At 67.8% G+C, this 14,846-nt stretch carries 10 protein-coding genes; 5 read left to right on the top strand and 5 right to left on the bottom strand.

Annotated features, from left to right (window positions below):
- Window positions 1-47 precede the first annotated feature (47 nt).
- Together ACWZHB_RS20285 and ACWZHB_RS20280 are read right to left on the bottom strand one after the other, a co-directional pair.
- Window positions 48-3,413 carry a DEAD/DEAH box helicase gene (locus tag ACWZHB_RS20285; protein ID WP_427903424.1) on the bottom strand — a complete coding sequence of 1,122 codons (3,366 nt, stop codon included), beginning with the start codon at window positions 3,411-3,413 and terminating at the stop codon, window positions 48-50.
- A gap of 96 nt (window positions 3,414-3,509) precedes the next feature.
- Window positions 3,510-4,631 (bottom strand): PQQ-dependent sugar dehydrogenase, encoded by a 1,122-nt coding sequence (locus ACWZHB_RS20280; protein WP_427903423.1) that lies wholly within the window; start codon window positions 4,629-4,631, stop codon window positions 3,510-3,512.
- Between the two features lie 129 nt (window positions 4,632-4,760).
- Between ACWZHB_RS20280 and ACWZHB_RS20275 the strand changes: the two genes are divergently transcribed.
- The gene (locus tag ACWZHB_RS20275) at window positions 4,761-5,609 is read left to right on the top strand and encodes a DoxX family protein (RefSeq protein ID WP_427903422.1); all 849 of its coding nucleotides are present in this window, start codon (window positions 4,761-4,763) and stop codon (window positions 5,607-5,609) included.
- Between the two features lie 107 nt (window positions 5,610-5,716).
- On the opposite strand, the gene ACWZHB_RS20270 is transcribed toward ACWZHB_RS20275, so the two are convergent.
- Window positions 5,717-6,226 carry a MarR family winged helix-turn-helix transcriptional regulator gene (locus tag ACWZHB_RS20270; protein ID WP_427903421.1) on the bottom strand — a complete coding sequence of 170 codons (510 nt, stop codon included), beginning with the start codon at window positions 6,224-6,226 and terminating at the stop codon, window positions 5,717-5,719.
- A 71-nt stretch (window positions 6,227-6,297) separates the two neighbouring features.
- Between ACWZHB_RS20270 and ACWZHB_RS20265 the strand changes: the two genes are divergently transcribed.
- Entirely contained in the window at window positions 6,298-7,917 is a 1,620-nt protein-coding gene (locus tag ACWZHB_RS20265) for a DHA2 family efflux MFS transporter permease subunit (RefSeq protein WP_427903420.1), read from the top strand.
- A gap of 147 nt (window positions 7,918-8,064) precedes the next feature.
- On the opposite strand, the gene ilvD is transcribed toward ACWZHB_RS20265, so the two are convergent.
- Window positions 8,065-9,906 carry a dihydroxy-acid dehydratase gene (gene ilvD, locus ACWZHB_RS20260; RefSeq protein ID WP_427903419.1) on the bottom strand — a complete coding sequence of 614 codons (1,842 nt, stop codon included), beginning with the start codon at window positions 9,904-9,906 and terminating at the stop codon, window positions 8,065-8,067.
- A gap of 317 nt (window positions 9,907-10,223) precedes the next feature.
- Window positions 10,224-11,012 carry a PH domain-containing protein gene (locus ACWZHB_RS20255; RefSeq protein WP_427903418.1) on the bottom strand — a complete coding sequence of 263 codons (789 nt, stop codon included), beginning with the start codon at window positions 11,010-11,012 and terminating at the stop codon, window positions 10,224-10,226.
- 313 nt (window positions 11,013-11,325) lie between these two features.
- Between ACWZHB_RS20255 and ACWZHB_RS20250 the strand changes: the two genes are divergently transcribed.
- From ACWZHB_RS20250 to ilvC, 3 genes are all read left to right on the top strand, one after another.
- A complete protein-coding gene (locus ACWZHB_RS20250; RefSeq protein WP_427903417.1) occupies window positions 11,326-13,254 on the top strand; it encodes an acetolactate synthase large subunit in 1,929 nt (642 codons plus the stop codon).
- Window positions 13,251-13,754: an acetolactate synthase small subunit gene (gene ilvN / locus ACWZHB_RS20245; protein WP_019048314.1), complete on the top strand. Its 504-nt coding sequence runs from the start codon at window positions 13,251-13,253 to the stop codon at window positions 13,752-13,754. Before ACWZHB_RS20250 ends, ilvN begins: the two co-directional genes overlap by 4 nt.
- Before the next feature lie 75 nt (window positions 13,755-13,829).
- Window positions 13,830-14,831, top strand: a complete 1,002-nt coding sequence (gene ilvC / locus ACWZHB_RS20240) for a ketol-acid reductoisomerase (RefSeq protein ID WP_427909237.1) — start codon at window positions 13,830-13,832, stop codon at window positions 14,829-14,831.
- Window positions 14,832-14,846: the final 15 nt, after the last annotated feature.

Raw genomic sequence — 14,846 nt, 5'->3', positions numbered from 1 at the left:
TCCGGCCGCCTGCACTACTTTTCGTAGTCCAGGCGGCCGTTCGGCGCTCAGTGCCGCACTTGCCATCCGGCGGCGAGCACGTCGAAATGTCGCTGTGTCCGCCATAGTCGATGGTCACCGATGACATAGAACCGGCGCTTCGCGCGGGAGACCGCCACGTTCAGCAGATTGGGCGTCGCCCCGGCCCAGGCGCGTGCCCCCGCTGCCGACGGTGCGGTGCCGAGCACCAGGATCACCACGTCGGCTTCCTGCCCCTGAACCGTGTGGACCGTGCCGACGTTTCGTGCGGAGAACTCGGCTCCGAGACAGCCTCTGGCCTCACGCTTCGCGCCGCTGACCACCTCACGGAACGGGCTGACCACCCGGATCTGGGCCTGCGGCACACCGGCATCGACGAGCTGTCGAAGCAAGCGCGCGAGTACCTCACCTTCGCGCGGAATCCACTTGCCCTCGCTGTGTTCGGCCTTGGCATCGAGCCACACACTCGCGCCGGGGAACTCCGGGCGCTCGGGGGTTCCGTACACCATGAGGTCGCCGCCGTAGGCGATGCGGTTGGCGATTTCGAACATCGGCCGGTCACACCGTCGATGCACGCGCAGGGGTGCACCGACCCAGACCGGGTCGCCGTCACCGGTGGCGTCGAGTGCCGTGCCGAACCGTGCCAGCCGGTCGGCTACCTGCTGAGCCGATGTGTTGTCCGGCAGCCACTCCCGGTCGAGGCCGTAGTGGTCCAGGATCGCTGTCTGGGCGGTTCGTGGCAGCGTGACAACGGGTTCGAGCTGGCGTGGGTCACCGACGATAACGGCACGCTGTGCCCGCCACAGCCCGCCGACCGCCGACTGCGGGGTGGCCTGACCGGCCTCGTCGATGAACAGCCAACCCAGCGATTCCCGCTGGAGACCGCTGAACAGGCGAGGCAACGACGCGAACGTCGTCGACACCATCGGAACCACGAGAAACAGTGTCTGCCACGCTGCTTCGATGGTCTCCGCAGCAGGCCGACCGTCGATGTCATTGCGAATGACGGCGACGGCCACCGCCAGATTCGCGCGCGCCTTCTTCGCGGAGTTCAGCAGGAACGCACGGTGTAGCGCGAGCGCCGAGAGGAACAACCGATGCCGCGCTCGGCTGAACTGTTCGTCGGCCCAGACTGTGCACAGCTGCAACGTGACGTCACTGTCGAGGACCTCGCCGTATGGCACCGTGCCCGGCCTGCTGTCGATCGACTCGTGTATCTGCTGGAGGCGGTCGGCCAGCTGCTCGGACAGGGCGCGGTGCTGGGCAACCATCGAGTTGCCGCGTCTGGTCGCGTCGGCCCACACCTGCGCGGTGCGGGTGAGTTCAGCTTGCAGTCGCCGGATCGTCTCTGTCACGGTCTGCCGCTCCCGCACCAGCTCGGCGGCGTCGGCATGCCATTCACGTCCCGCGCGGAACCAAGTCGACAGCGAGACCCAGAAGCCGGGCCGGAGTCCGGCGTGCTCGGCGATCCGCGCGCTGATGTCCGCTGATCGCTCCTGCGCGCGTGCTATGTCGTCGGCCGCAAGTCGGTTCTGCTCGCGTGCCTCGGCGTGCGCCTGCGCGGCGACGTGCACCGCACTCATCGCCACGTCGATATCGGTTCGCAGGGCGGGGATCTCGGCGATGGCATCGGCGATCGCCTGGCGCTGGTCGGCGAGCGAGCCGACCTCGCTCAGCTGTTCGGTGTACTCGGTGACCGCTGTCATCCAATCGGGCACCGTGCTCGGATCGGACTCGGCGAGTTTGAGCATGCTCAGCATCCCCGGGGTGTCCGGCGAGCGATCGCCACCGCCGAACCAGAATCGCTCCCCGAACTGCCGTCGTTTGCCCATATTGCCCAGGGCCGCCGCCACCAGACCCCAGGCCGGTTGGTCGAGGACCGCTGTCGCGAGATCGGCGAAGTAGTCGGTGCCGAGCGCATCGGTTTCGGCTCCCGCGATCGCCGCGACTCCGGGAATCTCGGCGGTGACATTGGTGGCCGCGTCGTTGCTCGCGGTGGCCAGGACGATCTCGAAGCCGGTCAGCGCCGGTATCAGGCGATGGACGGTCGCCGTGTAGTTCTTGGTGACCTGGACCGCTCCCGCGGCCGCGCCGAATGCCGCGCTCGGCTCGGTCAGGCCGGCCAACCGGGTGGCACGCGCGACGACGATGGCTGCCAGGACATCGCGCAACATCGTCGTCTTGCCGGTACCCGGCGGCCCGTTCACCGCGAAAATTCCTGCGCTGCTGCCCAATCGGTCCATCATTTCGTTGACCGCGAACTGTTGGCTCGTCACCAGCGGCCGCTCGGTGCTGCCCGGCCAGCGCCCGGGCGGGAACCGTTTCGGTTCGACGCCGGCGAGGACCGCGCGGGTGTCGTGGCGCACATCGATCCGCCGACCGACCGCGATGTCGGCGGTGTCGGTGAGGTAGTCGCGCAGTGCCGGCCCGAGGTCGCCCTTGCGTACCGCGGTCTCGATCTCACCCAGGTCGGTGGCGATGAAGCTGTTCAGGAATTCCTGACTGCCGGCTTCGTCGCTACTGCATGCCCGGACCTGTACGCATTTGATGCGCAACCCGGTGGGCGCGAGATCTGCCGAAATACCCAGTGCGGCAGCCAGTTCGGCAGTGAAAGCGCACAGATCCTTCGTAGTGAGCGAGCGAGCGCGCCGCGGTCCGGACTCGGTCGCCGACGTACCGGGCGCTGTGTCGCGTGCCAATAGCTTTTCTGCGAATGTGCCTGCGACAGTGCCCGCTATGCCACCTGCGACCGGTCCGGCCAGGGCGGTGGCCGCCGCGGTGACCGCCACAGTCGCTGCTGCGCCTGCGCCCTTGCTCGCCGCATCGGCGGCGGCGTGACGAATCCGGGTGGACCGTGGTCCGCGCTGCGGTGTCCGTGCGTCACTCTCGCCCAGCCTCGGCGGAGCGAGAGTGTTGAGTGCCGTGACGAACTCCCGTTCCTCGCGGTCGAAACCGTCCAGCCATTGCGGATTACGCGGGCCGGGGTTGCGTAGGCGGCTGACTGCCCAGGCCAGGGCCGACAGCGTCGGCGAGTTCTCGACGATCGCGCCGTCGTGGGTGACGGTGAAGGCGAATACCGCCGTGGTGCCGGATCGGCGGCCGTCCTCGTCAACCGGGTCCGCACCGAAGGAACGCACGAGGACGTCTCTGGTCCGGTCCAGGTCGAACAGTCCGCCGTACAGGCTGTATTGCCAGACCTTGCCGCGGGCAGCCGCGGGCAGCCGGATCGGGGAATCGTCTTCCCATGGTGCGGGCTGGTCGGGTGCGAGATCGACCACTCGACTGTCGGCATCGCGCCTGCGGGGTGGTGTCGGGTCGGGAACTGTTTGTGGACTGAACATTTCCACGGTGCGCCAGAACTGCACCAGTCGAGTCGCGCGATCGTTCCCACCCATGACGAACCCCCGAGTAGTCGGCCAGCATGCTGACAACTCGATCAACGGTACGCGAAGGCCGTGCGGTGCCGTGGGCCTTCGCGCCCGACCCGGAACCTAGTCCGGGCCGCCTGCCCCACCCTGCGGCGGCGGGATGCGGACGACGCGGTCGTCGAATTCGCCTGGCTCGCCGTCGGTTTTGTTGGTGGTGGTGACCCAGATGCTGCCGTCGGCGCTGGCGGTGGCGCCGAGGAGCTTGCCGTACTTGTCCTGGGCGATCAGGGTGGGGGCGGTGGTGACGGCGAAGCTGGTGGGGTCGGCGGCGACGGCGGCCAGCGCCTTGCCTTCGCTCAGGGCGATGCCGACGCCGTCGCCGGTGGCCGTGCAGCCGCCGACGCCGGGACGGTCGGGCCAGGTCCAGGCGACGCTGAGGGTGCCGTCGGGGCTCAGGTGCTGGAGGCGGTCCTCGGCGGCGGTGCGGTCGGTGACCCACATGCCGTCTTTGCCGTCGCGGCAGATGTCACCGGCCGAACCGAGGCCCGACGCGACCACCTGCGGGGTGTTCGTACCCGACGACGGTGATTCCAGGCGAAGGAGTTTTCCGCCGAGCGAGCCGGGATCGGCTGCGGCACCGGGGTTTCCGGCATCGCCGGTGAGGACCATCAGCTGCGTCGGCGTCGACCATTCGAGGGCGCCGCGATTGCCGTTGGCGCCCTTGGGAATTCCGGTCAGGATCGGCTTGGGAGCCCCGTCCTTGGACAAGCGCACGACCCGATTGTCACTGCCGGTGGTGATGTAGGCGTACATCAGCCCGTCCTCACCGAAGGTGGGGGAGAGCACGATATCGGAGAGGCCGCCATCGGCCGACCCGTCGACCGGCACGCTGGCGACCTCCACCGGCTCCGGCTGCGGTGTGCTCGCGTCGACCGCCGTCACCTGCAGGATCCGCCCGGTCTTCCGCTCCGCGACCAGCGCGCCCTCGCCCACCGAGATCAGCCCGGCGCCCGATTCCATGCAGGTGGCGATCACGTTGGGATCGGGGTCGATGCACGGCCCGGTCGGCCGCGGTGGTTGCGACGGGTCCTCCTGTGGCTTCTTCGGTTCCGCGCCGGACCCGCCGAGCTGCGGTTCGGTGGTGAACGGACTCGACGCCGACTCGTCGAAACGGGCGCACCCGGCCAGCAAAACGGTGCCGAGGGCCACCCCGACTGCCACGCGTCGCGCGATTCCCGAACTCATATTCCAGACGTTACCGGCACCGGTGCGGGCCGGGCACGCTTGCCGGCGGCCATCGACGGTCGAGCGGGGCTGACACGCCCGTTGCGGGGAAGGACGCCGCGCTGCCGCACCACGTCATAAGGTGGGTCGGTGACCGACAAGTCGAATGACATTCCGAAGGCCGATGGTTCGGCGCAGGCCGGGCAGGGCGCGTCGGCGGCAGGTCGCCCGGTGACCAGCCCGTTCGATTCGCCGACGACGCAGATGCGCAAGCCGGATCCGCGCGATATTCCGCGCACCGACGAGGATCTCGGTCTCGACCCCGGTGATGAGGTACCCGGCGCGAGCACCGCCAAAACCAGTCGCGACGACACCGACGAAGATTACGGGTACGCGACGATTCCCCCCGCCTCCGCGGCCTCGGCGGGCACGGTCCGCCTGCAACGCCGCAACCGCGAGGCCCGTCGCGGCACGCTGGATCTTGGCCTGTTCGTCCTGCGCCTGGTGGTCGGCTACACCTTCATCTACCACGGTCTGCAGAAGCTGACCGGCTGGTTCCACGGCCCCGGCCTCGACGGCACCAAGACCATGATGGAAAGCGGCGGCTGGGACTACCCGTCACTGTCGACCGCCCTGGTGATCGCCGGCGAGCTCGGCGGCGGCATCCTCCTGGTGATCGGCCTGGCCACACCCCTCGCCGCGGGCGCCGTGCTGGCCACCATCCTGAACGCGTGGATGTGGAAGCAGGGCATGGTTCCCGGCTTCCAATACAACGCGGGCACCCCCACCGGGGTCGAACTCGACAGCATCCTGGCCGGTTCCGCCCTGGCGATCATCCTCACCGGTCCCGGCCGCTGGTCCTTCGACCGCACCCGAGGCTGGGCCACCCGCCCCGCTTACGGATCCTTCGTGGTGGTCCTGCTGGCCATCGCCGCCGCGATCCTCACCTTCTGGTTCCTGCACGGCGGCAATCCGCTGAAGGGCATCGGCCCCTTCTGATCCGCCGCTCCGCACCTTTCGGCCAGACCTGAGGGCGCGGTACGTCGATGACGCGGCAGGCGGTCGCGTGTGGTGGCTGGGTCAGCCGGTACCCGGTGCCTATGTACTTACTGCATCAGTGGTCGCGACGGCGCGGGCTCAGCCAGGTGGGCGGTCATCGTGGTGTGCACGTCGGCCAGGAACGACTCGAACCGACGCAGCTCCTCGGGGGAGTATTTCTCCATCACCGTGCGCTCCACCTGCACGCCGAGCGGGCCGAAGAAGTCATTGGCGAGGGTGTGGATTCGCGGTGTGCTGCGCAGCGTGATGACGCGGCGGTCGTCGTGCTCCCTGCTGCGCACGATATGACCGGCCTGTTCGAGCCGGTTCAGCAGCGCGGTTGTCGCGCTGTTGGACAACGAGATCCGTTCACTGAGCCGCGCCGGTGACAGCGTGCCCCCGCGTTCCTCGGCGGTGAGGATCTCGATCAGCGCCTCGGCATCGGTGGAGTGCAACCCGAGCCAGGTCGCGAACCGGCGGGCGAGCTCCCGGTAACTCGCGCCGTAGGCCCGCATGCCTTCGTGGATTCGTTCGTACTGGGCGCGAGCGTCCGCCTGGCTCATAGGTTCCTTTCGCATCGTTTGACATCCTATTGCCCTGAATATACTTTGACCGTGGAATTATTCCACCATGGAAATAGGAGTGTGCGATGAGTCAAGAGTCGTCCCTTCGCCGATGGCTCGGCTTGATCGCCATTGCCCTCGGCGTCGCGCTGATCGTGGTCGACACCACGATCGTGAACGTGATCATCCCGTCGATCATCAGTGACCTGGACACGGGTTCGACCGAGGCGCAATGGATTCAGGAGTCCTACGCGATCGTGTTCGCGGCCCTGCTGCTGGTGGTCGGCCGCGTCGCCGACATGGTCGGGGCGCGCCGGGTGTTCGTCGCCGGTGTCGTGGTGTTCGGCGCGACCAGCATCCTGGCCGGGCTCGCCCCCGATGGCGGACTGCTCGTCATCGCGCGATTCCTGCAGGGTGCGGGCGCGGCGATGATCCTGCCGACCTCACTCGCCCTGCTGAACGCGACATTCACCGGCAAAGCCCGTGGTCAGGCGTTCGCGGTGTGGGGTTCGACGATCGGTGCGGCCGCCGCGCTCGGTCCACTGCTCGGTGGCTGGCTGGCCGAACATGTGTCGTGGCGCTGGGCGTTCGGCATCAATGTGCCGCTGGCGGTGCTGATCGTGGTCGGTGTCATGGCATGCATCGCGCCCTCACCGAAGGTCGCCGGCCGCCTCGATGTGATCGGTTCGATCCTGTCGGTGCTCGGCCTCGGGCTGCTGGCCTTCGGGCTCGTCGAAGGTCGCACCTACGGCTGGATCACCACCACTCATCCGATGGGCATCGCCGGATTCACCTGGTCCAGTGGACCTTCGCCGGTGCTGGTCGCGCTGGTGCTGAGTGTGCTGGCACTGGGCGGCTTCATTGTCCGGCAGGTGCTGTTGCGGCGCGGCGGCAATGCGGACAAAGCGCTGATGGACCTCAGCCTGTTCTCGCTCTCCTCGTTCCGCAACGGCAATATCGCGACCCTGATCATCGGTCTCGGCGAGTTCGGCATCGTCGCCGTGCTGCCGCTGTGGTTGCAGTTCACCCTCGGCTACAGCGCGCTGCAATCCGGCCTGGCCCTGGTGCCGATCGCCATCGGCAGCTTCATCGCCAGTGGTGCCAGCTTCGGGATGGCGGGCAAGGCGTCGCCGCTGAACATGGTCCGGCTCGGCCTCGGCCTCGAAGTCGTCGGTCTGGCCGCGCTCGGCTTCTTCGCCGCCACCGACAGCTCGTGGTGGTCGATCTCGCTGGTCCTGTGCGTGTACGGCATCGGCGTCGGCTTCGCCACGGCTCAGGTGACCAACGTCGTTCTCGCCGACATCCCCGAAGCCGACAACGGCCAGGCCTCCGGTATCCAGAGTGCCTTCCGTCAACTGGGCTCCGCCCTCGGCATCGCGCTGCTCACCACGATCTTCTTCACCACCCTGAGCTCGAACGTCGACAAAGACCTGACCGCGGCGGGAATGCCGCCCGCCCAGTCCCAGCAGTTCGCCCACGCCATCACCGGCAGCGCGGGCGCGGCGATCGAAGGCTTTGCGGCCCAACCGGATACGCAAGAAGTGGCCACCGCGGGCCGATCCGCGATGACCACGGGCGTCAACCTCGGCGCCTACCTGGCCGCAGGGTTCGTCCTGCTCGGCCTCGTGGCCACCGCTCTGATTCCCTCCCGGACCGGACGCGACGACGAGTCGTCAACGCAGACAACACAACCCGCGCTCGTCTGACAGCAGGACAGTCTGCCCCACCCGCGAAACGCAACCCGTGATTTCGCAAGAACATAGGTAACCCGCCGGGATCGGGCTACCCCGATAACAGGCTCGCCGCCGGTCGCGTCAACGACCGGCGGCGAGCCTGAATACGCGGAGAGGCGGCTACAGCACCTTACGAACAGCGCCCTTGTCCGCCGAGGTGGCGAGCGCCGCGTAGGCACGCAGGGCGGTGGTCACCGTGCGGTCGCGGTTGACGGGCTGCCACGGGCGCTCCGAGGCTTCCATCTTCGCGCGGCGTTCGGCCATGACCTCGTCGGAGACAAGCACTTCCAGCGCGCGGGTGTGCACATCGATGCGGATGCGGTCGCCGTTCTCGATCAGGCCGATGGCACCGCCCGAGGCGGCCTCGGGGGAGATGTGGCCGATCGACAGCCCCGAGGTACCACCGGAGAAGCGGCCGTCGGTGATCAGCGCGCACACCTTGCCGAGACCGAGGCCCTTGAGGAACGAGGTCGGGTGCAGCATCTCCTGCATGCCGGGACCGCCGGCCGGTCCTTCGTACCGGATGACGACCACGTCACCGGGCTGGATCTTCTTGCCGAGGATCATCGACACCGCGTCCTCCTGCGACTCGACCACCACGGCCGGGCCTTCGAAGGTGAACAGGTCTTCGTCGATGCCCGCGGTCTTGAGGATCGCGCCGTCGGGGGCGATGTTGCCGCGCAGCACGCACAGCCCGCCCTCGACGGTGTAGGCGTGCTCGATGTCACGGATGCAGCCACCGGCGGCATCGGTGTCGAGCGAGGACCAGCGGTTGCTGGTGGAGAACGGTTCGACCGTGCGCACGCCACCCGGCGCGGCGTGGAACAGTTCCAGCGCCTCGTCGGATGCCTTGCCCGAGCGGATATCCCAGGTGTCGAGGAATTCCTCGTAGTCGGCGGTGTGCACGGTGGTCACGTCGGTCTCGAGCAGGCCGCCGCGACGCAGTTCACCGAGGATGGCGGGGATGCCACCGGCGCGGTGCACGTCTTCCATGTGGTAATCCGAGTTCGGCGCCACCTTGGACAGGCACGGCACCTTGCGGCTGATGTCGTCGATGGTCTGCAGGTCGAAGTCGATCTCGCCCTCCTGCGCGGCGGCGACGATGTGCAGCACGGTGTTGGTCGAGCCGCCCATGGCGACGTCGAGGGCCATCGCGTTGCGGAAAGCCTTGGCGTTGGCCACGTTTCGCGGCAGCACTGACGCGTCGTCGTCGGAGTACCAGCGCTTGGCGATATCGACGATGACGGTGCCTGCCCGCTCGAACAGTGCACGCCGAGCGGAGTGGGTGGCCAGGGTGGAGCCGTTGCCGGGCAGCGCGAGGCCGAGCGCCTCGGTCAGGCAGTTCATCGAGTTCGCGGTGAACATGCCTGAACACGAACCACAGGTCGGGCACGCGGAGCGCTCGACCTCGTCGAGGCCCTCGTCGGACACGTCCGGGCTCGCACTCGCGGAGATCGCGCTGACCAGGTCGAGCGGCGCCTGCGCGACACCGTCGACGATCACGGCCTTACCGGCCTCCATCGGCCCGCCGGAGACGAACACGGCGGGGATGTTGAGACGCATCGCGGCGTTGAGCATGCCAGGAGTGATCTTGTCGCAGTTGGAGATACACACCAGCGCGTCGGCGGTGTGGGCGTTGGCCATGTACTCCACGGAGTCGGCGATGATCTCGCGCGAGGGCAGCGAGTAGAGCATGCCGCCGTGACCCATGGCGATGCCGTCGTCGACGGCGATGGTGTGGAACTCGCGCGCGATGCCACCGGCGGCGGCCACCGCCTCGGCGACGATCTCGCCCATGTTCTTGAGGTGCACGTGACCGGGCACGAACTGCGTGTACGAGTTCGCGATCGCGATGATCGGCTTACCGAAGTCGGAGTCGGTCATGCCGGTCGCGCGCCAGAGCGAGCGCGCGCCCGCGGCATTGCGGCCGATGGTGGTGGTGCGTGAACGAAGCGGTGGCATTGAAATCCTCGTAGAGTCGCTGGGTGCGTGGCAAGCGTGCGAGCAGGGGGCTGACCTGCGCGCCACGTGCGAGTACGCGGTGCGTCCGGCAAGCCGCAACGTTACTCCGGCGGGCGATGGTCGCGTCGCGCCGGTGGTACGTGCGCCAGTGATGGAACCGGGCTCGAGGCGGGAGTGTCGCTCCGTGGGATGTCGCCGCGGTGGTGCCGTCGGCGCGGGGTGCCCGGTCGCCGTCAGCTTACCGCTACAACGGCGCACACCGACGTCCTGATTCCCACAGTGATGGAGCCGACGATCGCTGCGGGGTCCCCGCGTGGTTACTGCTCGGTGCCGGACTCCGGCTTCGCATCGGTCGCCGCTGTCGCGTCGGACTCGGCCTTCGCGTCGGGCTCAACCTTCGCGTCGGACTCGACCTTCGCCGCAGCGCGCTCAGCGGCGAGGCGCTCGGCCTCGGCGGCTTCCGCGGCGGCGAAAACATCGGGCAGCAGCCCGCCGGACGCTTCGATCAGCTCACGCAACCGGTCGTAGCTGACGGCAGGCAGCTTCACCTCGGAATCGTCGTCGAGCCGGGCGCGCACATAGCCGCGCTTGGGAATGCTGATCCCCTTGACCTGCGCCCAGTCGAGGTGCTTCTTCCCGGTCATCGAACTCAGATCCAGTCCGGACGCGGACACGGTCGTGTGCGTACGCACCACCCACCACACCGCGATCACCGGCGCCAGCAGCAACGGCCACAGCGCGACCGGCCACCCGACGAACGGGAAGAACACGCAGAACGCCAGCACCAGCACGCCGATATAGGCCAACCGGGGAACCGCGATCACATGCACACCCGGCGTCGCGGTGTTCGCCCTGCGCGGCATCAGCAACCAGACGATCACCGCGGCGGGCACGATCGCCCCGATCCGCACCACCAGCGACCAGTCCTGCACCGTTCCCGCGATGACGAAGATCAGGTACGCCAGGACCACCGCCCCGATCGCCGCGAGCCGCCCCGGACTGGCCGAGCGCAGGCCGCCGGGTCGCGACGGGCGACCCGTATCGGTTCCCTCGTCGGTGGTGTGGGACGATTTAGCCGGTGGCACGGACTGATGCGGTGATGACACCCTCCTATCCTCGCATCTTGGTACACGGACCCACGCAACCACTCGAGTCCCACAGAATGGGACCGGAGCGGAAAGCCTGTTTGACTCGACGCAGTACGCGCGCCTAACGTCGTACGTGTGATTCGAAACGAGCTCGTAATCGGCCGGCGCGTCCAGCGTCGAGCCTGACTAGGTAGTCAATACGTCAGCTCGCGTTTGCGACGCGCCACCCTCGAACAGCCATGTGCTGGGCGGGGGCTTTTTTGTGTTCGGGCGAATGCCAGTGGCCCCCGGGCCAGTCCGAGTCAGAACGAGACAGTGAGGAACGAAGACGGTGAGTGCACCAACCGCACGACCCGGGCCATCGGCCCGCAGGTCAGCGCCTTCAGCTACCCCCGGTAGCCCGGCGACCAACCCCACCCGCCGCCAGGTCGCGCCCGAGCGCGTGACCGGCGCCCAGTCGGTGGTCCGGTCCCTCGAAGAGCTCGACGTCGACACGGTATTCGGCATTCCCGGCGGCGCGGTCCTTCCTGTCTACGACCCGCTGTTCGATTCCAAGAAGGTCCGCCACGTCCTGGTCCGGCACGAGCAGGGCGCCGGTCACGCGGCGACCGGTTACGCGCAGGCCTCGGGCAAGGTCGGTGTGTGTATGGCCACATCCGGTCCCGGCGCCACCAACCTGGTGACCCCGCTGGCCGACGCGCAGATGGACTCGGTTCCGATCGTGGCGATCACCGGTCAGGTGCCGTCGAGCCTGGTCGGCACCGACGCGTTCCAGGAAGCCGACATCTCGGGCATCACGATGCCGATCACCAAGCACAACTTCCTGGTGAAGGACGCCGCCGAGATCCCGCGCACCCTGGCCGAGGCGTTCTACCTCGCTGCCTCGGGTCGCCCCGGCGCGGTCCTGGTCGACATCACCAAGGACGCCCTGCAGGCCCAGACCACGTTCTCGTGGCCGCCGGAGATGCGGCTGCCCGGCTATCGTCCGGTCACCAAGCCGCACGGCAAGCAGGTGCGCGAGGCCGCCAGGATGATCCTGGAGTCCAAGCAGCCGGTGCTCTACGTCGGTGGCGGTGTCATCAAGTCCGATGCCTCGGCCGAACTGCTCGAGCTGGCCGAACTCACCGGCATCCCGGTGGTCACCACCCTGATGGCGCGGGGCGCGTTCCCCGACAGCCACACCCTGAACATGGGCATGCCCGGCATGCACGGCACCGTCGGCGCTGTCGCCGCGCTGCAGAAGTCGGACCTGCTGATCACCCTCGGCGCCCGTTTCGACGACCGCGTCACCGGTCAGCTGGACTCCTTCGCGCCCGACGCGAAGGTCATCCACGCCGACATCGACCCAGCCGAGATCGGCAAGAACCGCCACGCCGACGTCCCGATCGTGGGCGACGCGCGTGAGGTGATCGTCGAACTGATCGAGACCCTCAAGGCCGATCCGCAGTCGGGCGCCGCACCGCTGCTCGAGCTCGGTCCGTGGTGGACCTACCTCAGCGGCATCCGCGACAACTACCCGCTGGGCTGGAAGACGCCCAGCGACGGTTCCGTCTCGCCGGAGTACGTCATCGAGACGCTGGGCCGCCTGGCCGGTCCCGAGGCCATCTACTGCGCCGGCGTCGGCCAGCACCAGATGTGGGCCGCGCAGTTCATCAAGTACGAGAACCCGCGCACCTGGCTCAACTCGGGCGGTCTCGGCACCATGGGCTACTCGGTTCCCGCCGCCATGGGCGCCAAGATGGGCGCGCCGGACAAGGAAGTCTGGGCGGTCGACGGTGACGGCTGCTTCCAGATGACCAACCAGGAACTGGCCACCTGCGCGATCGAAGGCGTGCCGATCAAGGTCGCCCTGATCAACAACGGCAACCTGGGCATGGTCCGCCAGTGGCAGACCCTGTTCTATGAAAAGCGCTACTCCAACACCGATCTCGGCACGCACTCGCTGCGCATCCCCGATTTCGTGAAGCTGGCCGAGGCGCTGGGTTGCGTGGGCATCCGGGTGGAGAAGGAGTCCGAGGTCGAGGACGCGATCCGGCAGGCCCAGGCCATCACCGACCGCCCGGTCGTCATCGACTTCATCGTCGGCAAGGACGCCCAGGTGTGGCCGATGGTCGCCTCCGGCACCAGCAACGACGAGATCATGTTCGCCCGCGGCATCCGTCCGCTCTTCGACGAGGACGAGTCGGTCTCCGAACCGGCCGTCATCCACGAGGCGATGGAACGCGAGCAGGCCGCATTCGAGAAGGGCGACGACGAATGAGCACGACCCACACCCTGAGCGTCCTTGTCGAGGACAAGCCGGGCGTGCTGGCGCGAGTCGCGAGCCTGTTCTCGCGCCGTGGCTTCAACATCGAATCCCTGGCCGTCGGTGGCACCGAGATCCCCGAGATCTCGCGCATGACGATCGTCGTGACCGTCGACGATCTGCCCCTCGAGCAGGTCACCAAGCAGCTCAACAAGCTGATCAACGTCATCAAGATCGTGGAGCAGGACGCCGACGCCTCGGTGGCCCGCGAGCTGATCCTGGTGAAGGTGCGCGCCGACGCGTCGGTGCGCACGCAGGTGATCGAGGCCGTGCAGTTGTTCCGCGCCAAGGTGATCGACGTCTCGCCCGACGCGCTGACCATCGAAGCGACCGGTACTCGCTCCAAGCTCGACGCGCTGCTGCGCATGGTCGAGCCGTACGGCATCCGCGAGATCGTGCAATCGGGTGTGGTGGCTGTGGGCCGCGGCCCGAAGTCGATCACCGCGACCCGCTGAGTCGACCTCAGCAACCTCCGCGATAACTTTTCCTAACCATCATTTTCAGAAGGGACCAATCAAGTGGCAGTCGAGATGTTCTACGACGACGACGCTGACCTGTCGATCATCCAGGGCCGCAAGGTCGCCGTGATCGGTTACGGCAGCCAGGGCCACGCGCACTCGCTGAGCCTGCGCGACTCCGGCGTCGACGTCCGCGTCGGCCTGACCGAGGGCTCGAAGTCGCGTCCGAAGGCCGAAGAGGCCGGTCTGACCGTCGGCACCCCCGCCGAGGTCTCCGCGTGGGCCGACGTGATCATGGTGCTGGCCCCCGACACCGCCCAGGCGTCGATCTTCACCAACGACATCGAGCCCAACCTGAAGGACGGCGACGCGCTGTTCTTCGGCCACGGCCTCAACATCCACTTCGGCCTGATCAAGGCTCCGGCCAACGTCACCGTCGCGATGGTCGCCCCGAAGGGACCCGGCCACCTGGTGCGTCGTCAGTACGTCGACGGCAAGGGTGTGCCCGCGCTCATCGCCGTGGATCAGGACCCGAAGGGCGACGGCCAGGCTCTGGCGCTGTCCTACGCCAAGGCCATCGGTGGTGCCCGTGCCGGCGTCATCAAGACCACCTTCAAGGAAGAGACCGAGACCGACCTGTTCGGTGAGCAGGCCGTGCTCTGTGGTGGCACCGAAGAGCTCGTCAAGACCGGCTTCGAGGTCATGGTCGAGGCCGGCTACGCCCCCGAAATGGCGTACTTCGAGGTGCTGCACGAGCTCAAGCTGATCGTCGACCTCATGTACGAGGGTGGCATCGCCCGCATGAACTACTCGGTCTCCGACACCGCCGAGTTCGGTGGCTACCTGTCGGGCCCGCGCGTCATCGACGCAGGCACCAAGGAGCGCATGAAGGCAATCCTGGCCGACATCCAGGACGGCACCTTCGTCAAGCGTCTCGTCGCCAACGTCGAGAACGGCAACACCGAGCTCGAGGGTCTGCGCAAGGCCAACGCCGAGCACCCCATCGAGGTCACCGGCGCCAAGCTGCGCGGCCTGATGAGCTGGGTCGACCGCCCGATCACCGAAACCGCGTAATTCGCTGATCCCCGA

The sequence above is a fragment of the Nocardia sp. FBN12 genome (assembly GCF_054031145.1).
Note: the sequence above shows the minus strand (reverse complement) of the source record. Positions and strands in the feature narration are given on the sequence as shown.